This window comes from Priestia sp. TRN 1309, from assembly GCF_050846875.1.
Taxonomy (GTDB): domain Bacteria; phylum Bacillota; class Bacilli; order Bacillales; family Bacillaceae_H; genus Priestia; species Priestia zanthoxyli.
Map to the genome: position 1 here is coordinate 787,603 of NZ_JBOZGM010000001.1, position 22,110 is coordinate 809,712.

The following is a 22,110-nucleotide window of genomic DNA, read 5'->3' on the forward strand; positions in this document are numbered from 1 at the left end:
AAACCCTTTCATTGAATTCCTGATTTAATAAGTTTTGTTTCACGTATCTTAGGGTGATTGTCATTCCGATTTGAGGGAATTGCTATTAAGGAGGATTTATGTATGAATACAGAATTGAACAGAAATTCTTCAGAACCCACTAAGAATATCAACTATGATCACGAAGAAATTGGTTTGTCTAATCGTGCTACCGAACTGCTTACACGGATAGAAAGCGTTCCCTTTTCACGTTGGCATATTAAACCGCGCGTAATTATGGGTTCAGCCACGTTTTTTGATGCTTTTGACGCGTTATCTCTGGCATTCGTTTTACCCGTGTTAATTGGAATATGGAATTTAACCCCTGGTCAAATCGGTATTCTTATCGGTTCTGGATATCTTGGACAAGCAATTGGAGCTATCTTCTTTGGGTGGTTGGCGGAACGATTTGGACGTGTCTATAGTGCTAAATGGACCATTTTTTTAATGTCAATCATGAGTATTGCTTGTGCATTTGCAGGTAATTTTCATGCGCTACTGTGGTTACGGTTTGTACAAGGTATCGGAGTAGGTGGTGAAGTTCCTGTTGCCGCAGCTTATATAAATGAACTTTCAGTTGCACAAGGGCGCGGACGTTTTTTTATGCTATATGAAATGATTTTCCCTCTTGGGTTGATGATATCTGCACAGATTGGTGCTTTAGTTGTACCTAGCTTTGGATGGAAGTGGATGTTTTTGATTGGGGGTATCGGCGGGTTAATTGTTTTTTTATTTTTCTTTAAGCTGCGTGAATCGCCTCGTTGGCTAATTTCAAAGGGCAGGTTTGACGAAGCAGAACGAGTAATTGAAGAGATTGAATCGAGTACAGATAAACGTATAGAAGCAAAAATTAGTGCACCTCAAGCTGTAGTAAAAGGCGATTGGAAAGAATTGTTTTCTCCTTTTTACCGGAGTAGAACGCTCATTGTCTGGACACTTTGGTTTTCTTCTTACTTTGTTGCGAATGGACTTAACAACTGGCTTCCAAGTTTATATAAAACAGTGTATAACCTTCCATTGAAGGAATCTCTACATGCAGCGTCATTAACGAATGTGATTCAAACAGTAGCTGTATTTGCGTGCGCTTTACTTATTGATAGAGTTGGACGTAAAAGATGGGCAACTATTGCTTTTCTAGTTGTAGGATTACTTTTAACAACGCTTTGGTTTAACGGTGCCAAATCTGCTGAAAGTGTTATGTATTTAGGTTCAGCAGCATACGGCGTTATGGGAACCATTACAGTTCTTCTCTATCTCTATACGCCAGAAATTTATCCAACACGTATGAGAGTACTTGGAATCGCGTTTGCAACAGCATGGCTGCGCCTAGCTTCGGCTATTGCTCCTACAATACTTGGCTTTGTGTTAGGAGCTAAGGGAATTACCTCTGTTTTTGTTCTGTTTGCTTGTGTAGCTGCAGTAGGTGCATTTATGGCGTTTAAGATGATTGAAACACGTGAAAAGGTTTTAGAAGATATTGCACCATAAAAGAGCAAGTTCCAAGAGGTAAGGTTAAGCCAATCTTACCTCTTTTATTAGTGAATGCTGCTATTCATTAATTCTTACAATCTTTAAAACGTTCATTATAAGGCAAGGTTGCTTTTTTGATTGCCATTATCTTTTATAAGTAGCTTTATAAAGAAAAGGGGGTAAACCATCAAGTACAAATTAAAAGCCCACCACGTGAAATCGAAATCTTTAATAAATGCCCAATATGCAATAGCCTGTAGCCCTGAGCAAAATGTTAACACTAGAGAAATTAAAGCGTATCCTTTCCATGATTCTCTATGCAGCTTGTACAAATATAGGCTAAATAAGCCAGTGAATGAAATAAGAATATCTAAAGGGAAGAACGACCAGTTCCAGGCTATCACTATGGGGTTATCATAATCTTTGAAGGCTGCACTTTTGGGTATCCATTCAAAGTAAGTAATAATCCAATAAACAATAAATCCTATATCTGTGACAAGAAAAAAAGGTTTTAAATATTTCATCTTTTTACCTCATGTGTTCTTCCAAAGTTGATTTACTAGTATTAGCTTCTTTTTCCCCCGTCATATTTAATGTCATTACGCCGATAATGATTAGAGCTATAGCAACAATTTTTAGTAGGCTTACACTTTCATTAAAGTACATAAATCCAATTAGCGTAATAATTATAATCCCCATCCCTGACCAAATAGCGTAAGCGATTGAAACCTCTAAACTTTTTAAAGTTAACGTTAAAAAGCACAAACTACAAATATAAAAAAGTATAAGTAGCACACTTGGTATAACTTTAGTAAAGCCTTCTGATAGTTTCATGGATGTAGTACCAGCTACTTCAAAAAGAATAGCTAAACATAGATAAATCCATTGCAAATCTTTTCGCCACCTTATTTTTTTATAGAAATGCCATTCAAAAGAATATCCATAACAGATTTTAATATTTCACTCATTGTTAAGTTAGTTTTTAGCGAAAAGTTTGGCTGATAAATTTGGTTGATTGCGCCCAAGTATAGCTCTACAAACAGTTGTAAATTAATTTCACGTATAACTCCGGTTTCTATGCCTTCTTCCATAAGTTTTACCACTAGATCCCACTCTTGCTTTAGAAAGTCATCTATCTTAACCCATTGATTATAGTGAAGCCGTTTTAAATCTGCTAATAGGCGAATGTCCATTGTGCTAAACTCTTCAGGAACACATATAAGAACTTGAGTAATCTTTTCCGGTAAACTTAGACTTTCATCATGGAAGATTTCTTCTTCTTTGTTCTTGATCTGTAGGATGAGATTTTCGATTATCGAGTCAATGATGTCGTCTTTGGAGTTGAAATGTTGGTACATGGTTCGTTTGCTCGTTCCTAAATTCTTAGCCAAATCGCTAATAGTAAAAGACAAACCTTTTTGCTGAATTAAAAAAATAGCTTCTTGTGTAATCCTTTCTTTCATAAAAAACCTCCATTTGGTACCAAAAATAATTTTATAGTACCAAATGTATTTTACAACATATTTTTCCAAAAATAAACATTTTTATCTTGTGTTTACTTTTTTAGATGTGAAGAATCTGGGCTCTTATTATTTTGGTTTTAGAACGATTTATCAATATTTTTAAAATTAAAGTTAATATATTTAATTTTTAATATAAAATTATTTAATTTTATTGTTTTTAATATTAAATAATTGTTGTATAATCAAATTAACTAAAAGAAGGGGATTTGATTATGGCTTATAAAGTACTTACAAATTGTCCTGTCTGCAGTGAAACGTTAAAAATTACAAAGCTACAGTGCAGCCATTGTCACACGACGATTGAAAATGAGTTTGAATTATCTAAGCTGGCATCTTTATCGAGTGATCAGCTTCATTTTGTAGAAGTGTTTTTAACGTGCAGAGGAAATATCAAAGAAGTTGAGAAAGAACTGGGCGTTTCATATCCAACGGTTCGAGGCAAGCTGACTGACATCATTTCATCTCTTGGGTATGTAGAAAAGAAGAAAAACGAAGTAGACGAGAAAAAAGTTGTGTCTATGTTAGAAAATGGTGAAATTACAGCAGAAGAAGCCATCAAGCTCTTAAAAGAAGAATAGGGGGGATTTTTGTGAAAGAGGAAATTACAAAAGTGTTAACAATGGTTCAAGAAGGAAAAATTGATGCAGAAAAGGGATCAGAACTGATTCAAGTGTTAAAAGAAAAAGAAGAAACAAGCAATAAGCTTTTGAAGAAACCGAATACGTATTTAGATAAAACGTTAAAAGTTCGAGTTGTTTCAACTGAAAATGATAATGTGAGGGTTAATTTGCCAATAAAGCTTGTCAAGCTGGTATTAATGGCTGGACACAGCATCGCAGCAAGTATTCCTCAATCAGAAAAATATGTAAAAGATATAGATATAAACCTGATTGTTGAAGCAATTGAAAACGAGTTAGATGGCCAGATTGTTGATATTAAATCGGCGAACGGAGATACCGTTTCAGTCATCATTGAGTAACGGTGCGCTTATGATTCATGTAAAAGTGAAAACCAAAGAAGCTCGGTTTAGTATCCCAATTCCATATGCTCTTTTAAACGTTGCTATTAGCGTTGCTTTTTCGAAATTTATCCAGAAGCATATAGATAAATGGACAAAAGAACATTTTAAAAGAAAAGAGCTGAACTTTACTTTTCCGCTAATAGATAAAAGCGTGCTAAAGCCTATCGTCAAGGAACTAAAGAAACATAAGGGAATGGTACTAGTAGATGTTAAAGCTACTGATGGTACGGAAGTTAGAGTGAAACTATAATTTAGCTTTGGAGAATTAAAGTGAAAATTGCTTCAGATGTCTACGCTTATGTAAGGATAAAGCCTTATTCGTCTATATAACTGTGAAAGAGCTGAAAAAAGAGACCATACAGCGTGCTAACGTACTGTATGATTTCTTTTTTTATTTGCTTCTTTCCTTTTTTTGTTTAATCTATACCCGGAGTATGCGCCCCAAAAGATGGCGACAAACATAGCAATCCAAATTCCTATCCAAATCGACATCGTATCGAAGCTCCCCTTTGCTGCATGATTTTATTAAGTCTTTCTTTTTTAGCCTTACTACAGTTTAATGCTATAAAAAATAATTAATTCCTTTTTATGTAAGCCGTGATGCGGTGTTTACTTTACGTGCCAACGAATGTATGGCCAAAGCTGTATTATCCGCACTGCATGACGCAGGATTTCGTTCAGGTTTTGTGATTGCGAGAAATGATAGTGGAGGACGTGCGTTGGCGCAAAGCTATGGGTATGGAAGGCGGTCCAGAAGAAGATGACTTATCCTTCACACCAAAGGTTATTGATGCGGCTGAGACCATCTTTGATGTAGTTGCACTCCCTCCAGAGACGCCTCGATCCGCTATGCAAGCAGGAAAGGGAAAAAAGTCATTACCGGAGCAGAAGTTTTCGCCATTCAAGCATGAGAACAGTTCGTCCTTTATACAGGTGTAAGGCCTAACGACGAACAGTTTGAACGAGCTGCAGCTTATGCTCGGGACGGTGCTGTTTCAAAGCCGGCTGCTAGTTTAAAGAAGTAATAGATTTGTAGAGGAATACTCCCCTTTTTAAAGTTTATATAACGAAAGCAAAAGGGCAGCCAGTGATGCTAAATGGCTGCTTTTTGCGCTGACGAAGAGTGAGAGGTTTTGCTGCTAAAACAAATAGCAAGCTGTGAATTTCTAGCAAATTCCTTCATTTACTCTCAACTCTTAAAAGTGACTCTAGAACGAAAAGAGCTTACACTCACATCATCACCATTCTTTTTGTTATTACACAACAGGTAGATAAAGGTCTCAAAATAAAAGAAAGATAGTAGCAATAAAAAAGATTCTATTTTTTAAGAGTAATCCTATGTTGAATCATAGGGTTACTCTTTTTTATTATGGAGAAGGTTGTCATTTAAATGAAATTTTATAAGGGAACAAGTATTGCACGGGTAATAGTAACAAACTTCAAACATTGACTAGATAAAAAGGTTAATAGAAAAATCTCTTTTACTTCATATACTTTTAAAAGAATTTCTAAACTAAAGTTTTATTATACTAAATCATTTGTTTAGATAATTCTTAAAATTTTTTAAATAATTATAAAAAAAGTCTTGAAAAATTGTATCCGTTTTCATATTATATTAATAAAGGTACCTACTTTTAAAAAAAGATAGTTATGAATTAGGAGGAGTTAAAGTGAAATATTTTTTAGACAGTGCCATTATTAATGAAATTCGTTATGCATATGAAAATTGGTCAATTGATGGAGTAACAACTAATCCACGTCATATCATGAATAGCGGTAAGCCTTTTCTAACTGTATTGGACGAATTAGCAAGTGAGTTTAAAGGAGTAGAGAACTTTCCTATCTCAGCCGAAATTAACCCTCATCTAGACAATGCAAAAGAAATGGTAGAAGAGGGGAAAAAAATTGCAACATTATCTTCTAACTTTATCATTAAAATTCCTTGTACAGAACCTGGTTTAATTGCAGCTAAGGAGCTTGAGAAAGAAGGGATTCGTACAAATGTGACACTTGTATTCTCACCTTCTCAGGCATTACAACCCGCAAGAATTGGAGCGAAATTTGTTTCTCCTTTTGTTGGCTGGAAAGAGAATAGTGGAGAGGATACAAGTCAATATATCAAAGATATTGTAGATGTTTATAAAACATATAACTATGAAACTGAAATTATAGTCGCAGCATTACGAAATGGTAAACAAATCGTAGATGCAGCTAAAGCTGGGGCTCACATTGTAACATGTGGATTTGATGTATATAAAGAAAGCTTTTATCATGCGTTTACCGACTATGGTTTAGACAAGTTCCGTAAAGCTTGGGATAACACGGTAACAGAAGAACTTTTATTAAAATAATAGCCGGTTGTTAAATAGAAGGTGCCTCTTAGATTAAATAGTTATCATCTTTGAGGGGCCTTTTTTATAGAAAAAGGGAAGTGAAGGATAATGACCAATTTTAAATTGTTAAAGAGCTTAAATGAACATTTGTCTTTTTATCATATAGAAGATATCCAATTTAAACCATATGGAAAAATAATTAGCCACTACGATTTTAGCGAGTTACAATCATATATGGAGCAAACAACTGTACCTAAGGATCAAAACGTATATGTAGCTTCCGTTTCAGAAATGGAAAATACAAAGGTGAAAGAGCAAATTCAATTAGCTTTTTATGGTGATATGCCAGTTCAAGTTGGTTACTGTAATGGGCCAAACTCCACTTTAAATGGGTTTGAATACCACAAGAGCAGTGAGATTAATATAGCGTTAACGGACCTTGTTCTTCTTTTGGGGAAAGTACAAGATATTGATCAAAATGGCTATGACTCAAAAAATGTAGACGCTTTCTTTATTCCGGAAGGAACAGCTATTGAGCTATATGGAACAACACTCCATTTTGCTCCTTGTAAAGTAACAGATGAAGGCTTTAAAGCGATTGTTATTTTACCAAAGGGAACAAATGAACCGTTAGACCAAAGAGTGCCTACATTAACAAGTGAAGATGAGTTACTTTTTATGAAAAATAAATGGTTGCTTGCTCATCCAGAACGTAAAATGCTTATAGACAAAGGGGCACATGCTGGAATAAAAGGTGAAAACCTAGAAGTAAAATACTAAATAGTTCAAATATCCAGTAGGTATGAGGGGAGAATGCAATGGGAAATCACAATGTTTTATTTACTTTGCTTTCATGTGTATTTTTTATGGGGTTAATTGGATGGTGGACGTATAGAAAAACTAAAGGAACAAATACAACGACTGAAGGTTATTTTCTAGCAGGGCGTGGATTATCAGGAGGATTTATTGCAGGTGCATTAATTTTAACAAATCTATCTGCAGAACAGATGATTGGACTAAATGGCCAATCGTATGGGGCAAATATGACAAACATGGCCTGGGAAGTAACGGCAGTTCTGGCCATTGTTATTATGACATTAATCTTGTTGCCAAGGTACTTAGGCGGCGCATTTACAACGCTTCCGCAATTCCTGCGTGATCGTTATGATGAAGGAGTTAGACGTTTAGCAGTTCTTTTATTCATGTTGGGATATGTATTAGTGACAATTCCTTCGACCCTGTATTCAGGTGCATTAGCAGTCTTAAAACTATTTGATGTACCAGGTCTATTGGATCTTTCTTATACACAGTCAGTATGGCTAATGGTTTGGGTAATAGGCATTATTGGCGCTTTTTTTGCTATATTCGGTGGAATGAAGGCAATTGCGGTTTCTGATACACTTATTGGAGGCGGATTGATTATTGTTTGTTCCATAATTCCGTTAGTAGGTCTTTTCCAACTAGGAGATGGAAGCATTTCAGAAGGTTTGAAAACGATTACAACTGTGCATCCGGAAAAAATGAACGCAGTTGGTTCTAGCTCTGATTCTGTACCATTTCTTACTATATTTACAGGAATGATTTGGGCAAATTTATTTTATTGGGGGACAAACCAGTACGCAATTCAGCGAACATTAGGGGCGGCCAACTTAGCAGAAGGACAAAAAGGTGTTTTATACACAGGTTTCTTTAAGCTGTTAGTTCCAATCTTTATGATGATTCCAGGGATTATTGCCTTTCATTTGTATGGTGGAAAAATGAATCCAGTGGATTTAGCATTTCCGACTCTAGTATCTAATATATTGCCTTGGTATTTACAAGGGTTCTTTTTAGTTGTTTTATTAGGAGCCGTATTTAGTACGTTTAATGCATTAATCAATTCTGCAGCCACTATGTTTGCATTAGATGTTTATAAACCACTCAACCCTAACGTAACAGATCAAAAGCTTCTTAGATTAAGTAAGTGGTTCGGTGCAGTGTTAGCACTTGTCAGCTTCTTTGTATCACCATTATTAATGTATGCTCCAGACGGATTATGGGAGTTGATTCGACGCTTTACAGGATTCTTTAATATACCAGTTATTGCTGTAGTCCTTATCGGTATCTTTGCTAGAAGAGTTCCAGCGATCGCTGCTAAAGTCGCTATCTGTTTCCATGTAATTGCCTATTATATGTACCTTTGGGGTACAAAGCAGCTATTTGGAGTACAGTTAGAGATTAATTATATTCATGTATACGCAATTTTATTCTTTATAGAAATTGCCATGATGTTAATTATTGGGAAAGTCTCTCCGAGAAAAGAAACATGGAGATTCACTCCGAAACCAAGTGTTGATATGAAGCCTTGGAAATACTCACTATTAGTATCTGTTATTCTAATTGGCTTAATGTTTGCATTCTATATTGTATTCTCACCAATTGGATTAGCCTACAAAAATGGAGTAGTATCACCTTATTTTATACCTGCTCTCCTTGGTTTAGGGGCTATAACAGGTTTATTGGGATATCTGTCTGTTTCAAAATGGAATAAAAAGTATAGTAATTACGTTGAAAAGCAAACCGTGCCATCAGAAGAAGATAAGAAACAATTTCCTGCGTAATTATATAGATATTGAGGAGGAAAACTAAAGTGTTAGACACACTAGTGAAGAATGAAAAATTACATGTAGAAATATTTGATGAAGGATTCGAAGTACTTTTTAATAGTGTCCCCTTACTGCATCATACACTACAAAATCCGATGGTATTCGTAGGAAAAGGTGAAGAAACTATTGAGATGTATCGAGGCAACTTCGACATCAAGGATTATTTAACAGAACGCATACCACTTAAATATGCTAAGGTCGAAAAGAAGGAGAAAGAATATATAGTTAACCTTGCTAAATTTGAAGAAGGGAAAATACTACTCTCTCTAACAATTAAAGAAGAAGATAATCGTTTAAAAGTTGAATATAATCCAGTTGATGATAGTATCAATCGTTTTTGGATGAGAATTAAGGCGGATGAAAAAGAAAAAGTTTATGGATGCGGTGAACAACTTTCTTATTTCAACATGAGAGGGAAAAACTTCCCTCTCTGGACATCTGAACCTGGTGTAGGCAGAAACAAGAACACATATGTAACATGGCAAGCCGATGTAATTGATAAGGCTGGAGGAGATTACTATAATACCAACTTTCCTCAGCCTACATATGTATCTAGTAAAAAGTACTATTGTCACGTAGAAACAACGGCATACGCGGACTTTGATTTTCGCAATGAGACATTCCATGAACTGCAGGTTTGGGAAGTACCTGAATATATGCTGTTTGAAACGGCGGATACGTACCTTGAATTAGTTGAAAAAATTACGGGTTTATTCGGAAGACAGCCCGAGCTACCAGACTGGGTATATAACGGCGTGGTTTTAGGTATTCAAGGCGGTACAGATGTTGTTGAACAAAAATTAGAAAAAGTTTTAGCAAAAGGTATGAAGGTATCTGGAGTATGGTGCCAAGATTGGCAGGGCAAACGTATTACTTCTTTCGGCAAACGTTTAATGTGGAATTGGAAATGGAACGAAAGTGAATACCCGGAGTTAGATAAAAAAATTGCAGAGTGGAAAGAAAATGATATTCGTTTTCTAGGTTACATTAATCCATATGTAGCCATTGAAGGTGATTTATATAAGGAAGCTGAAGATAAAGGATACTTAGCATTAAATACGGAAGGAAATACGTATTTAGTGGATTTCGGTGAATTTTATTGCGGAGTTGTGGATTTTACCAACGAAGAGGCTACTGAATGGTATAAACAAGTTATTAAAGAGAACATGATTGATTTTGGATTAGACGGATGGATGGCCGACTTTGGCGAATACTTACCAACGGATGTTGTGCTCAAAAATGGAGTCGACGCTAAGATTATGCATAATGCTTGGCCGACAATGTGGGCAAAAGCGAACTATGAAGCGGTATCAGAAGCAGGAAAACTTGGTGAGATTGTATACTTTATGCGCGCCGGATATACGGGCATACAAAAATACTGTACGCTTCTTTGGGGCGGAGATCAAAGCGTAGATTGGTCGCTGGATGATGGTTTAGCTTCCGTTATTCCTGCAGCTTTATCATCAGGAATGAGTGGCTGTGGCTTACACCATAGTGATATTGGCGGGTACACAAGTCTACATGGTAACAAACGTTCAAAAGAGCTGCTGATGAGATGGGCAGAAATGGGAGCCTTCACGCCTATGATGAGAACACATGAAGGAAATCGTCCGGATGATTGTTTCCAATTTGACGGTGATGAGGAGACACTAGAGCATTTAGCAAGAATGTCTAATGTTTATGTAACGATGGCACCTTATATTAGATCACTTGTAGAAGAAAATGCGCGACGTGGAATTCCTGTTCAGCGACCTTTGTTTATGCACTATGAAGAAGACGAAAAAACATATGATATTCAATATCAATATTTATTTGGTGAAGATGTACTTGTTGCGCCGGTTCATCAAGAAAATCAAACAGAGTGGGAAGTATATTTACCAGAAGATCAGTGGGTCCATGTATGGAGCGGTGAAGAGTATACAGGAGGATCGGTTACTGTTCAAGCGCCATTAGGTTATCCACCTGTATTTTACCGTAAAAAATCTATATGGAGTGAGTTGTTTTCTAAACTACTTCACATCTAATTTAAGAGCTATTTATATAAGAAATATAGTCAAACGGAAAAATTCAAACAATAGTGTTGATAAAGGTAATTATGTATTTTAGAATGGTTATAACAAATAGTTTTACGACAAGGGGAACTCTATATGCAAAATACAACAGTTTTATATGTGCCTATAGGTAGAAAAACATTTGATATTGAAGCAGCTGAAATGTATCGTCAAAAAAGTATGGAGTGGCTGAAAGGCAACTGCAGTACTCTTATCGCGCCAGAGCAAATTATAACTTCAGTTGAAGAACTACAGGGATTTCTTGATTCAATTAAAGGGGATAAGATTGATACCGTTCTATATCAAAGCGTTACGTTTGCCGACGGTGAATTTATGGTTAAGATATTGGAGTATTTTAAACAGCCTGTAATTGTTTGGTCCGTACGTGAGCCAAGTGTAGGGGGGCGTTTACGTTTAAACTCGTTAACAGGCGGAAATAGCACCAGTAATGTGCTGCGTAATCATCAGCATCCGTTTGCATTTGTATTTGGAAATCCAGATGAGAAAGCCTTGCAGGATCGCCTATTAAGACAAATTAACGTTATGCGCGTGCTAAAAGCATTAAATGAATTAAAAATTGGGGTAGTGGGAGATTATCCGCCGGGATTCTTCTTTTCACAAGCCAACGAAGAAGAATTAAAAAGCGCACTTGGCGTAACTCTTCATAAGATGGATTTACAAGAAGCGTTTAAAGAGTGCGTAAAGCTTCCAGAACACGAATGGATAGGGGAAGTGGAACGGGCAGAAAAGCAGGTGATTGGTTTAAATCGAAATGATGAAACGGTTGCTAAATTCGCTCAATTTTCCACTTATATTAAAAAGCACATTCAAAGTGAAAAGTTAGATGCATTAGCTATGCGATGTTGGCCCGATTTCTTTAATGATTTAGGAGCTGCTCCGTGCTCAACTCTGTCTCAGTTTACGGAAGACGGAATGGTGACATCCTGTGAGTCGGATATTCACGGATCGATCTCCATGTTTATCTTACGTGAGTTAGCGGGTGGAAATGCGCCTTACCTGGGAGATTTAGTTCACATAGACGAAGAAAAAAACTCAGTTGTTTTTTGGCATTGCGGTGCAGGAGCATATTCGCTCGCGAATCCTTCTACTGGAGCAACAGCAGGGGTGCATCCTAACAGAAAAATTGGTTTTGCAATGGATTTCGGATTAAAAGCAGGAGAAGTAACGATCTTCAGGGTAAGTCATACGCCTGATGGGTATCGCCTTCTAGTGATGAAAGGAGATGCCTTAGATGTAGAGCAGCCTTTTACAGGCACATCTGTAGAAGTTGAGTTAGCGACAAATGCATCAGACACCCTTTATGAACTTATGCATGCGGGGTATGAACCTCACTTTGCACTAGTTTATGGTGATGTGACAGAACATCTAATTGAACTAGGACGTATGCTTAATCTAGAAACAAAGGTCTATATCTAAGAAAATCGTACTTCTCTGCTACAGTAAAAGTTAGCCAATACTATATAATAATACCAAACGCTAACTTAAAAGGAGTTTGAGAATATGAAAGATACAATAGGTTCTAATAAAAATATCGCGCTTTATCTTCAAGTAAAAGATGTCTTAATTAAACGTATACAAGAGAAAACTTGGAAGCCGAATACGTTAATTCCAACAGAACAAGAATTAATGCAAGAATTTGATGTAAGCCGTACTACCTTAAGACAAGCTATTTCTCTGCTAGTACAGGATGGACTGCTGGAAAAAAAACAAGGCAGGGGGACAATCGTAAAGCCTCAGCCACTGATCGGCGGCAGCTTAGGCAAGCTTAAAGGACTAGCAGAAGAAGTAGCGGAAAAAGGATTAACACCGAATTCAAAGCTGATTCGTACTGATTTTAAAAAAGATTTATATTATGAAACTTCCATGCTGGAACTGGATGCTGGAGAAGAAGTTTTAGTTATTGAACGAATTCGTTTTGCCGATGAAGTGCCTATTGCCATTGAACGTTCTTGCTGGCCTACGCATATTGGGAAAATACTAGTTGAACAAGATTTAAACCGTGCAAAATTTTATGAAGTACTAGAAGAGAATGAAATCTTCTTAAAACGAGCTAAAGAGAAGGTATCCGCTATTAATGCAACGATATATGAAGCCGATCTGTTAGGCATACGAGGCGGAGAAGCTTTACTTGAAATGACACGAGTAAGTTACGGTTTTGATGATAAGCCACTCGAATTTACGGTAACAAAATATCGCAGTGACAAATATCATTACAATATTGAGCTTACAAGATAAAACGCTAATACAATTAGGGATGTGGAGATAATGACAAGTTTAACTCAAGTCAAACAATATGGTTTATATGTAAACGGGGAATGGGAAACAACAGCAGAAAAAATGGAAGTCTTAAATAAATATACGCAGCAGCCTGCAGCTGAAATCTCAGTAGCTACAAAAGACGATGTAAATAAAGCTGTGGCCAGCGCGAAAGAGGCGTTAAAAAACACTTTTTCACCGTACGAACGCTACGAGGTATTAATGAAGGCAGCTGAGTTATTACTAAGCCGTCAAGAAGAATTTGCTGAAATTTTGGCTACTGAAGTTGGAAAGTCTATTCGTGAATCTCGCGGAGAAGTTGAGCGCGCGGCTACAACTTTACAAATTTCAGCGGAAGAGGCAAAGCGTATTCATGGAGAAGGTGTGCCTGTTGAATCAGCTCAAGGCTCAGAAAATCGCATGGCTTTTACAGTAAAAGTCCCGGTTGGCGTTGTTGCAGCTATCACACCGTTTAATGTACCTATCAATCTAGTTTGTCATAAACTCGGACCTGCACTTGCAGCTGGGAACAGTGTAGTATTAAAACCTGCTGAAGTCACTCCAATTTGTGCGCTCAAGCTCGCTGAATTAATGGAAGAAGCAGGACTGCCAAAAGGGCGCCTTCAAGTATTGACTGGAGATGGGGCAGAAATTGGTGAATGGTTATTAGAAAACCAAGATGTTAATATGTTTACGTTCACAGGAAGCCCAAGAGTAGGAGAGCTCATTCGATCTAAAGCAGGTTTGCGTAAAGTTTCACTTGAACTAGGAAATAATTCGGCTACTATCGTACATAAAGACGCTGACTTAGAAAAAGCTGCATCTTTAATTTCTCAAAAAAGCTTTAATAACGCGGGACAGGTTTGTATTTCCGTTCAACGAATTTATGTTCATACGAATATTTATACTGCATTTGTTAATAAGCTAAAAGAAAAAACAGAAAAGTTAGTAGTCGGTAATCCAATGGATGAGCAAACCGATATTGGACCTATGATTCGTCTTAAAGAAGCAGAGCGAGTGGAAGAATGGGTAAAAGAAGCGGTGGAAGAAGGGGCAAAAATTGAACTAGGAGGAAAGCGTGACGGTGCTTTTTATCTTCCTACAATTTTGACCAATGTAAATGATGAGATGAAAGTTTGTCGTCAAGAAGTATTCGGGCCAGTAGTAGCTATTGCTCAATATGACGAGATTGATGAAGTGATTTCAAAAGTAAATGATTCTGACTATGGGTTGCAGGCAGGCCTTTTTACGAATGACTTACAATTTGCTATGAAGGCAGCTCGTGAAATCGAAGTAGGCGGATTAATTGTAAATGATGCTTCAGCGTATCGTGTTGATCATATGCCGTATGGCGGTGTGAAAAAGAGTGGTAACGGAAAAGAAGGGCCAAAATATGCAATTGAAGAAATGACTGAAGAACGTATCATTGTTCTAAATTTATAATTTATTAGTTTAAATGAAAGACCTAGATTTTTAATTTTCTAGGTCTTTCATTTGGAAAATAACAAAGAAAAAATGACGAAGGTGAACAAATATGGAGTTTCTAACAATCCTCCTTCCTATTTTCGGGATTTTTGCACTTGGATTTATTGGACAAAAGAAAATAGGATTTGATACCAAAACGATTTCAACAATGGCACTTTATTTGATGTCTCCAGTTCTAGTGTTCAAAACATTTTACACAACCAAATTTACGATTGATTACTTATATCTTACGTTATACACATTTGCACTTTGCTTTGCATTAATTGCTGTCGTCTATATTATTGCTTATTTCCAGCGATATTCTACTTCAGAAACCTGTGGAATGATATTAGCGTCCTCATTTATGAATAATGGAAACTACGGTACGCCCGTTGTTTTATTACTTTTTGGCGTGACAGGCTTAGACTCTGCCATTATTCTAATGGTCATACAGCAATTGGTCATGTGTACAGTGGGAGTTTACTATGCAGCTAAAGGAAGTCCACAAGGAAATGGTATAAAATCAGCCGTTGACGCAGTTCGACGGATACCAATTGTGTATGGGGGACTTTTAGGGGCTATATTTCAGTTTCTTCATATTCCATTAAGCAACTCTGTAAAAGAAGCGGTTGATTTAGTAGCGGGTGCAGCTATTCCCACCATCATGATTGTACTTGGAATGCAGCTAGCTAAAATATCAATTAGAAATTTAGCCAAAGCAAAAGTTTCATGGTCATTAGCCATCAAACTTGTGATTTCGCCATTTATCGCTTATATACTAACACTTCTGTTACCGGTGGATGAGATGGTCAAACAAATAATGATTATTATGGCTGCTATGCCCACAGCTGCGAATACAACTATGTACGCGCTTCAATTTAATACAGAGCCGGAGTTTGTATCAAGTGCAACGTTAATTAGTACCTCCTTAAGCCTTGCTACATTACCTATCATTTTTCTAATCGTTTTATAAAAGCATTCTAGATCATATAAGAGAGATTTCAATTTCAAATGATTGTAAAAGGAGTAGTTAATGTGAATTCTCCTCATAATTTAGTTTTGAAAGGCATTTTCTATTTTAGTTTTTTCCTTTTTTTATACTTTTATTTTGTATATGGATTTCAATATTCTCTGACTAAGTTTTGTTTTCTTAACTGTTTAATGACGGGAACCTCTTTTCTAATTCAAGATTCAAAAGGTGCTAAAGAAAAATTGGAAAAAGGATAATGTATGACTGAAACGGTAGGCATTCATTACTTTTACAAGCTTTATTTACATGTATATAAAAAGGATGGTATATAGATTAGAGAGGAATATTTTCATCACTAAAAAGCACTTAGTTATCCAACTAAGTGCTTTTTGGTGAATGAGGAGCAAGTTTCTTTTTCAACGGTAGAACAATCATAAAAACACCTATGATACTCAATATGCTCTCTAGAACGTAGAATTGATGCTCTTTTATATATCCTATAAAGCATTGACTACCAAAGATGAGAAATAAAACAGCTCCCAAATAAAACGAAGGATTTTTAATACACCAACTCATTCTTGATTCCATCTAATTCCTCCTTGTACGCTTTCTATAGCGTATTTATTGTATGTCGACTAAGAAAGGAGTAAGGTTGTTCCTTATGGATATACGAGTGGGTGTAAGAAAAGTTTCAAACATAACATCAACTCTCTTTTAGTGTAGGCGTTTATTTTACATTCAAAAATGAAACTAATTTTTTTAGTGTTGTTCCTTGAACAAGAAGAGAAAAGACTACATTACTAAATGTCATTGCTAATAACAGATTTTTTCCTTCAAATTCGGGTGTAATGCCTAAAACAAGCGCAATTGAAAGAGATCCCTTTAATCCTCCCCATGAAATAATAGGTTTCCATGAAGTTGGAATGGATTTATCAAAAGCTAAGCTTATATAGACAGCGAGAAAACGTGCTAAAAGAACAATAAGAATACTTCCAACGATAAGCCATCCTTTATCTAAAAAATCAATACGACTCACTTCTAATCCTACTAGTAAGAAAATAAGCGCATTGGAGAGAAAGGCGATTGTTTCCCAAAAGGAATTCACTTTTTCATGTGTTAGATCTGACATGCCTACGTTTCGTCCATAAGTTCCTAAGATTACGCCACCTACTACTACAGATATTACCCCAGAAACGTCAAAGTGTTCAGCAAGCTGAAACGTACCATAAAATAGAACCATCGATAATCCAGTCTCCACTAAATAATGATCAATCTTAGATGTAATGCGAGAAGCTAATAAACCAAACACTCCACCAATCAATATGCCTCCACTTACAACTTTCAGAAATTCAAGCAGCGCATTCAATGTACCTGTTAAGCTCAAGGCAGTAGTTACCACAGCAATTTGAAATAGTACAACAGCAACTCCGTCATTTGCCAAACTTTCTCCTTCGACCACAATGGAGAGGCGCTTGTTTAGGCCCATTGACTTAAAAATACTTAGAACGGATACAGGGTCAGTAGCTGCCATAAGTGCACCGAAAATTAAGGCTTCTTGTAAAGAAAGGTGCAAGAAAAAATAAGTAGAAGCAGCAACTAGTAAGAAGGTAAGAAATGTACCTAAAAAAGCTAATAAAGAAATAGATTTCTTATTACGTTTTAATTCATCAAAGGGCAGTTTAAGTGCTGCATCCCCTAACAAAGCTGATAAAAAGATAAAAATAACGGTCGTTTGAAACACGGTATCATTGGCTGCATAACTTTTTATTTCTCCCAATGCAGGAATTGGTACCAAACCAATGATTAATCCTATTACTACAAGGAAAGTGGGATAAGGTTGTTTCATTTTTTCTGCGATAAACACTACACTTACAGCGATAGCTAATAAAATAATCCAATATGTAACCATTCTTATGCTCCTTTGTCTCTTTAAAACTAAAATTATGCTTCATGTGCCATGTATTGTTAAGGGCACATTCTCTGTAGGGATAGGTTTCTGTTCACCTGGAGAGATGTACTGCTTTACTAATTCTCGTTTCAATAACGCGCGATCCTTATAACTTTGTTTATTATAGATAATATTTTCCTGAGGTATCATTAATAAGTAATAAATTACTTATATAATGCTAAATAATATAAATTTGAATACAACTTCAATCATAGAAAGGTAAGTTTGTGCTTATAAACATGCAAGAAGAGAAAGGTTGTTTCCTCACTAAGAGGAAACAACCTTTAACATAGCTTACATACATGATGTTTACTATAAAGTTTTTCTCAAACAAAAGATATAAATACCGATTTAAAAATAAATCATAAACTTTTTAAAACTCCATATTGAAATAAGTTAAGCAGTTTTTTTATTTTGCTTTTTATCTTCAGAAACTTCTTGTCGGAAGGACTTAATTAATGCATAGGACATGAATAGAAGAACAATCCCTAAGGGCAATGCAGTGACAATAATAGCTGCTTGCATGCCTTGCAGGCCACCTGTTCCTAATAAAATTGCTGAAATAGCAGCTAAAATGATTCCCCAAATAAATGTAACAAAGAAAGGTGGATTTAAATTCCCGTTTGTAGTTTGCATCCCCAGAACAAAAGTAGCCGAGTCTGCAGAAGTCACAAAGAACGTCAAAATAAGGACTACAGAGATGGTAGAAAGAAAACCTCCAAACGGCATTTGATCATACACAAAGAATAGAGACGTTTCTAAGCTTTGTTTTGCCACATCTAATCCTTTCACAAAATCAAAATAAATACCGGTACCTCCAAATACGCCAAACCATATTGAGCATACAAGTGTCGGAACGATTAATACAGCCATAATAAATTCACGAACCGTTCTTCCTTTAGATACGCGTGCAATGAAAGTTCCCACAAATGGAGTCCATGATATCCACCAAGCCCAGTAAAAAATGGTCCAATCTTTTACCCATTGGTTATTGTCAGAATTAAATGGAGCAAATCGCAGCCCCATACTTGGTAATTGTTGAACGTAGGAACCAAAGGTTGTAGAGAAAAGCTCTATTAAGTATTGTGTAGGCCCAAGAAAAAGAAAAGAAACAAATAGAATGACAGCTAAAACCATGTTAGCATTGCTCAAGTATTTGATTCCTTTTGAAACACCAGTTCCTGCAGATGTAATAAATAAAATAGTCGTAATGGCAATAATAACGAGTTGAACTTTATAGCTAATAGGCATACCTGTTAGGTAGTGGAATCCACTATTTATTTGTGAAGCGCCTAATCCTAAAGATGCCGCCACCCCAAATATAGTAGCAAACACAGCTATAATATCCACAGCGTATCCAATTGGTCCTTTGCTCTTATTTCCAATAAGAGGAGTTAGGGTTGCGCTCATTAGTCCAGGCATGTTTTTTCGGAATTTATAATAGGCTAAAGCAAGTGCTACTACAGCATAAATTGCCCAAGCATGAAATCCCCAGTGTAAATATGTATATTCTAGACTCAGTTTTGCAGATTCAGTAGTTTGAGGTTTCCCAAAAGGGGGCGTAGCATAGTGGGAGATCGGCTCAGAAATTCCGTAAAAAAGTAAACCAATTCCCATCCCAGCGCTAAATAACATCGCGAACCAAGTAGGGGTACTAAACTCAGGTTTTTCATGGGGTTTGCCAAGTTTTATTTTTCCAAATCGACTAAAAGCTAATACTAAGGCAAATATTAAAAAGAATGTGGCAGAAAATTGATAAAACCAGCCAAAACGATTAAGCAAATAACTTTCGGCGGTGGTCATGACGTGAAGTAGATTAGTTGGTTTTAATATACCCCAGCCTACAAATAAGACGCTAATGATTAAAGAGATCCAAAAAATAGGTGTTGTTTTCTTCACAATCTTCCTCCTTTATATTTTAAGTTAAAATTAAGTAGTTTCAGAAAGACCTAATTTTACTATTATAATTTTAAACATAAGTTTTGGAATATTTCAAATTGTTATTCTTGTTTTCCTATCTCAATCTCTCTATAGTTTTCTTTTTTGCTCATTTTTTTACATCTTGATTCTTTCTTTTTCCTAAATTTTTATTTTAATTCCCTTAATACGGAATAAAAAAACGTCTTTTATAAAAAACATCTATTACTTTTTTCATATAGTACCAATACCAACCTTCTCAAAACAAAAAAGCTGTGGCTACTCTGCAGTTTGTTTTCTCTTTAAAATTAAATTTAGATAATGTTTCGTTATATCAAAACGAGTTAGATGGTCAAATTGTTGAGATTAATTCGGCAAATGGAGATATCTTTTCGGTCATCATTGAGTAATGGTTTGCTTATGATTTATGTGAAAATGAAAACAAAAGATGTTCGGTTTAGCATCCCTATTCCAAATGCTCTTTTAAACGTTGCTATTCGCATTGTATGTTTGAAATTTTTTCAGAAGTATGCTGCAAAATGGACAAAAGAGCATGCCGAAAGAAAAAAATCGAACTTTACTTTTTCGCTAATAGATAAAAAGCGCTAAAGCCTATCGTTAAAGAACTAAAGAAACACAAGGAAATGGTGCTAGTAGATGTCAAAGCTAGTGCGATACTTTTATAATTTTACAAATTAGGACATGAATAAAAACCAAAATGAAGAAAATAAATCTTTTTGAAATATATATTTCATGATATATTATTTATAGAAATTATAATTACAATATTATTCACTGATATAGCGGAGGTTTTTTTATGAAAATTCAAGAAGAAGCATTGCTTTCCGAAAAGACTAAAAAATCTGCAAGTTTGTTTAATAAAGCACGCGAAGTAATTCCTGGAGGCGTTACAGCAAATATTAAGTATTTTGATCCACATCCACTAATGATGGAAAAAGGGAAAGAGAGTAAGCTTTTTGATGTAGATGGAAACGAATATATTGATTATTTATTATGCTATGGAGCACTTATTTTAGGGCATGGTCATCCGCACGTGTTGGAAGCCGTAACGAAACAAATGATGGAGTCAGGCACAACTATTTTCGGTACACCACATAAAATGGAAACAACGATGGCAGAAAAGTTAGTTGAATTATATCCCGGTATTGAAATGGTACGCTATACAAACTCAGGGTTAGAAGCTACCCTTTTAGCTATTCGTACAGCAGTTGCCTATACCGGTAAAGCAAAAATTGCGAAATTTGAAGGCCATTATCATGGAGGATATGATCAAGTATTAGTAAGTGTTAATCCTGATTTAGATAAAGCAGGGGAGGCAACATCTCCTAAAGCAGTAGGAGAATCAAGAGGACTGCCTGATTATTATCTTGAAAATACAGTCATTCTTCCATTTAATGATCTAGAAGCAACAGAAAAGATTTTGAAAGCTTATGCTCATGAATTAGCAGGTGTCATTTTAGAACCCATTCAAGGTGGATTTATACCAGCTGATCAAGATTTTATAACGGGTCTTCGGAAAATTACAGAGGAACTTAATATTGTGTTGATTTTTGATGAAGTAAAGACAGGTTTTAGAATTTCCCTCGGAGGAGCACAAAAAACCTATGGGGTCGAACCAGATATTACTGCTTTAGGAAAAGTGCTTGGGGGAGGTTTCCCTGTAGGGGCTATTGGTGGTAAAAAAGACATCATGATGATTAGTTCTGCTAGAGATGGTCGAGATATTTTAACAGCTGGAGCAGAGAATAAGGATAAACAAGATCCTTTATACCATAGTGGAACATACAATGGCCATCCAACCATACTTGCAGCAGGCTTAGCAACAATCGATATTTTAGAGCAAGAAGGTACAATGGAAAAATTATTTGCAAATACTCAATTGTTAAGAGATCAATTAGAAGAATTATATAAATCTCATGGATTGATGATGCAAACAGTTGGTATGGGGAGTATTTTTAATATTATTCTTAGAGATGGAGAGATTAGAAATTATCGTGATATGAGTAAAGCAGATACAAAATTACGTAAAAAGATTGATTATGAGTTATTGAAATTAGGCATTTATACCAAGCCACTTAACCGCTACTCTATGTCCGTTGTTCATACAGAAGAGGATATTCAACGTACGGTAGCAGCACATGACGAAGCAATTAAGCGTGTAACGAATAAATAAAACATTAATTCACCAGGAGCTATAATAATTATGCATATGCATAATCCGTTATAGCTCTTCTTTTTATTTTTTAGAACTAAAAGGGATATGATGATAGTTAGAATAACAAATTAATATAGGTTTAAATTTAGATAAAAATGTAAAAGCAATAACTTTATGAAGAAATTGTATCCTGTTTAATGGGTGTGAAATGATTAATTTTAATGCAGTTCAATTTTTAAGGCAGTATTTTAGTTTATAATTATAAATATATAACGCAATTAGAATGAAGGAGATTAT

Annotated in this window: 20 protein-coding genes and 1 pseudogene; 15 read left to right on the forward strand and 6 right to left on the reverse strand. The window is 35.8% G+C overall.

Annotated features, from left to right (window positions below; all coding sequences use genetic code 11):
* The first annotated feature begins 102 nt into the window (after positions 1-102).
* Positions 103-1,506 carry an MFS transporter gene (locus ACRPLQ_RS04150; RefSeq protein WP_034267369.1) on the forward strand — a complete coding sequence of 468 codons (1,404 nt, stop codon included), beginning with the start codon at positions 103-105 and terminating at the stop codon, positions 1,504-1,506.
* Between the two features lie 95 nt (positions 1,507-1,601).
* Here ACRPLQ_RS04150 and ACRPLQ_RS04155 read toward each other — a convergent pair whose 3' ends face one another.
* From ACRPLQ_RS04155 to ACRPLQ_RS04165, 3 genes are read right to left on the reverse strand one after another with little or no spacing between them, the layout of a single operon-like run.
* Complete coding sequence (locus ACRPLQ_RS04155; protein WP_432235701.1) at positions 1,602-2,012, reverse strand: YvaD family protein; 411 nt, start codon at positions 2,010-2,012, stop codon at positions 1,602-1,604.
* 4 nt (positions 2,013-2,016) lie between these two features.
* Entirely contained in the window at positions 2,017-2,379 is a 363-nt protein-coding gene (locus tag ACRPLQ_RS04160) for a DMT family transporter (protein WP_432235702.1), read from the reverse strand.
* A gap of 14 nt (positions 2,380-2,393) precedes the next feature.
* Positions 2,394-2,951 carry a TetR/AcrR family transcriptional regulator gene (locus ACRPLQ_RS04165; protein ID WP_047750134.1) on the reverse strand — a complete coding sequence of 186 codons (558 nt, stop codon included), beginning with the start codon at positions 2,949-2,951 and terminating at the stop codon, positions 2,394-2,396.
* Positions 2,952-3,223: 272 nt separating this feature from the next.
* On the opposite strand from ACRPLQ_RS04165, the gene ACRPLQ_RS04170 reads away from it, so the two are divergent.
* The 12 genes from ACRPLQ_RS04170 to ACRPLQ_RS04225 all read left to right on the forward strand — a co-directional run bounded on the left by ACRPLQ_RS04170 (position 3,224) and on the right by ACRPLQ_RS04225 (position 15,775).
* Complete coding sequence (locus tag ACRPLQ_RS04170) at positions 3,224-3,589, forward strand: DUF2089 domain-containing protein (RefSeq protein WP_028409887.1); 366 nt, start codon at positions 3,224-3,226, stop codon at positions 3,587-3,589.
* Positions 3,590-3,600: 11 nt separating this feature from the next.
* Positions 3,601-3,990, forward strand: coding sequence for an SHOCT-like domain-containing protein (locus ACRPLQ_RS04175; protein ID WP_165636226.1), 390 nt, complete (start codon positions 3,601-3,603; stop codon positions 3,988-3,990).
* A 10-nt stretch (positions 3,991-4,000) separates the two neighbouring features.
* Entirely contained in the window at positions 4,001-4,282 is a 282-nt protein-coding gene (locus tag ACRPLQ_RS04180; RefSeq protein WP_028409889.1) for a hypothetical protein, read from the forward strand.
* Positions 4,283-4,737: 455 nt separating this feature from the next.
* The gene (locus tag ACRPLQ_RS04185) at positions 4,738-4,971 is read left to right on the forward strand and encodes a hypothetical protein (RefSeq protein WP_165636227.1); all 234 of its coding nucleotides are present in this window, start codon (positions 4,738-4,740) and stop codon (positions 4,969-4,971) included.
* Between the two features lie 731 nt (positions 4,972-5,702).
* Positions 5,703-6,383, forward strand: coding sequence for a transaldolase family protein (locus ACRPLQ_RS04190; protein WP_165636228.1), 681 nt, complete (start codon positions 5,703-5,705; stop codon positions 6,381-6,383).
* A gap of 90 nt (positions 6,384-6,473) precedes the next feature.
* The gene (locus tag ACRPLQ_RS04195) at positions 6,474-7,145 is read left to right on the forward strand and encodes a DUF4867 family protein (protein WP_165636229.1); all 672 of its coding nucleotides are present in this window, start codon (positions 6,474-6,476) and stop codon (positions 7,143-7,145) included.
* A 38-nt stretch (positions 7,146-7,183) separates the two neighbouring features.
* The gene (locus ACRPLQ_RS04200; RefSeq protein ID WP_165636230.1) at positions 7,184-8,965 is read left to right on the forward strand and encodes a solute:sodium symporter family transporter; all 1,782 of its coding nucleotides are present in this window, start codon (positions 7,184-7,186) and stop codon (positions 8,963-8,965) included.
* Between the two features lie 29 nt (positions 8,966-8,994).
* Positions 8,995-11,034 carry an alpha-glucosidase gene (locus ACRPLQ_RS04205; RefSeq protein ID WP_165636231.1) on the forward strand — a complete coding sequence of 680 codons (2,040 nt, stop codon included), beginning with the start codon at positions 8,995-8,997 and terminating at the stop codon, positions 11,032-11,034.
* A 123-nt stretch (positions 11,035-11,157) separates the two neighbouring features.
* Positions 11,158-12,498 (forward strand): sulfoquinovose isomerase, encoded by a 1,341-nt coding sequence (gene sftI, locus ACRPLQ_RS04210; RefSeq protein WP_325078029.1) that lies wholly within the window; start codon positions 11,158-11,160, stop codon positions 12,496-12,498.
* Positions 12,499-12,582: 84 nt separating this feature from the next.
* Complete coding sequence (locus ACRPLQ_RS04215) at positions 12,583-13,317, forward strand: GntR family transcriptional regulator (protein ID WP_432235703.1); 735 nt, start codon at positions 12,583-12,585, stop codon at positions 13,315-13,317.
* 30 nt (positions 13,318-13,347) lie between these two features.
* Positions 13,348-14,781: an aldehyde dehydrogenase family protein gene (locus ACRPLQ_RS04220; RefSeq protein WP_432235704.1), complete on the forward strand. Its 1,434-nt coding sequence runs from the start codon at positions 13,348-13,350 to the stop codon at positions 14,779-14,781.
* Positions 14,782-14,872: 91 nt separating this feature from the next.
* Entirely contained in the window at positions 14,873-15,775 is a 903-nt protein-coding gene (locus ACRPLQ_RS04225; protein ID WP_060746394.1) for an AEC family transporter, read from the forward strand.
* Positions 15,776-16,150: 375 nt separating this feature from the next.
* Here ACRPLQ_RS04225 and ACRPLQ_RS04230 read toward each other — a convergent pair whose 3' ends face one another.
* The 3 genes from ACRPLQ_RS04230 to ACRPLQ_RS04240 all read right to left on the reverse strand — a co-directional run bounded on the left by ACRPLQ_RS04230 (position 16,151) and on the right by ACRPLQ_RS04240 (position 19,619).
* The gene (locus ACRPLQ_RS04230) at positions 16,151-16,360 is read right to left on the reverse strand and encodes a hypothetical protein (RefSeq protein ID WP_165636234.1); all 210 of its coding nucleotides are present in this window, start codon (positions 16,358-16,360) and stop codon (positions 16,151-16,153) included.
* Between the two features lie 139 nt (positions 16,361-16,499).
* Entirely contained in the window at positions 16,500-17,681 is a 1,182-nt protein-coding gene (locus ACRPLQ_RS04235; protein WP_432235705.1) for a cation:proton antiporter, read from the reverse strand.
* A gap of 435 nt (positions 17,682-18,116) precedes the next feature.
* On the reverse strand, positions 18,117-19,619 hold the full coding sequence (locus ACRPLQ_RS04240; protein ID WP_430078106.1) for a BCCT family transporter: 1,503 nt from the start codon (positions 19,617-19,619) through the stop codon (positions 18,117-18,119).
* 438 nt (positions 19,620-20,057) lie between these two features.
* Here ACRPLQ_RS04240 and ACRPLQ_RS04245 point away from each other — a divergent pair.
* A pseudogene (locus ACRPLQ_RS04245) lies at positions 20,058-20,323 on the forward strand (hypothetical protein).
* Positions 20,324-20,454: 131 nt separating this feature from the next.
* Positions 20,455-21,831 carry an aspartate aminotransferase family protein gene (locus tag ACRPLQ_RS04250; protein WP_432235706.1) on the forward strand — a complete coding sequence of 459 codons (1,377 nt, stop codon included), beginning with the start codon at positions 20,455-20,457 and terminating at the stop codon, positions 21,829-21,831.
* The last annotated feature ends 279 nt before the right edge of the window (positions 21,832-22,110 follow it).

Coding starts and splice junctions, on each gene's coding strand:
- ACRPLQ_RS04150 (WP_034267369.1), top strand. CDS start 103: ATGAATACAGAATTGAACAGAAATTCTTCAGAACCCACTAAGAATATC.
- ACRPLQ_RS04155 (WP_432235701.1), bottom strand. CDS start 2,012: ATGAAATATTTAAAACCTTTTTTTCTTGTCACAGATATAGGATTTATT.
- ACRPLQ_RS04235 (WP_432235705.1), bottom strand. CDS start 17,681: ATGGTTACATATTGGATTATTTTATTAGCTATCGCTGTAAGTGTAGTG.
- ACRPLQ_RS04215 (WP_432235703.1), top strand. CDS start 12,583: ATGAAAGATACAATAGGTTCTAATAAAAATATCGCGCTTTATCTTCAA.
- ACRPLQ_RS04200 (WP_165636230.1), top strand. CDS start 7,184: ATGGGAAATCACAATGTTTTATTTACTTTGCTTTCATGTGTATTTTTT.
- ACRPLQ_RS04180 (WP_028409889.1), top strand. CDS start 4,001: ATGATTCATGTAAAAGTGAAAACCAAAGAAGCTCGGTTTAGTATCCCA.
- sftI (WP_325078029.1), top strand. CDS start 11,158: ATGCAAAATACAACAGTTTTATATGTGCCTATAGGTAGAAAAACATTT.
- ACRPLQ_RS04220 (WP_432235704.1), top strand. CDS start 13,348: ATGACAAGTTTAACTCAAGTCAAACAATATGGTTTATATGTAAACGGG.
- ACRPLQ_RS04225 (WP_060746394.1), top strand. CDS start 14,873: ATGGAGTTTCTAACAATCCTCCTTCCTATTTTCGGGATTTTTGCACTT.
- ACRPLQ_RS04250 (WP_432235706.1), top strand. CDS start 20,455: ATGAAAATTCAAGAAGAAGCATTGCTTTCCGAAAAGACTAAAAAATCT.
- ACRPLQ_RS04170 (WP_028409887.1), top strand. CDS start 3,224: ATGGCTTATAAAGTACTTACAAATTGTCCTGTCTGCAGTGAAACGTTA.
- ACRPLQ_RS04230 (WP_165636234.1), bottom strand. CDS start 16,360: ATGGAATCAAGAATGAGTTGGTGTATTAAAAATCCTTCGTTTTATTTG.
- ACRPLQ_RS04195 (WP_165636229.1), top strand. CDS start 6,474: ATGACCAATTTTAAATTGTTAAAGAGCTTAAATGAACATTTGTCTTTT.
- ACRPLQ_RS04165 (WP_047750134.1), bottom strand. CDS start 2,951: ATGAAAGAAAGGATTACACAAGAAGCTATTTTTTTAATTCAGCAAAAA.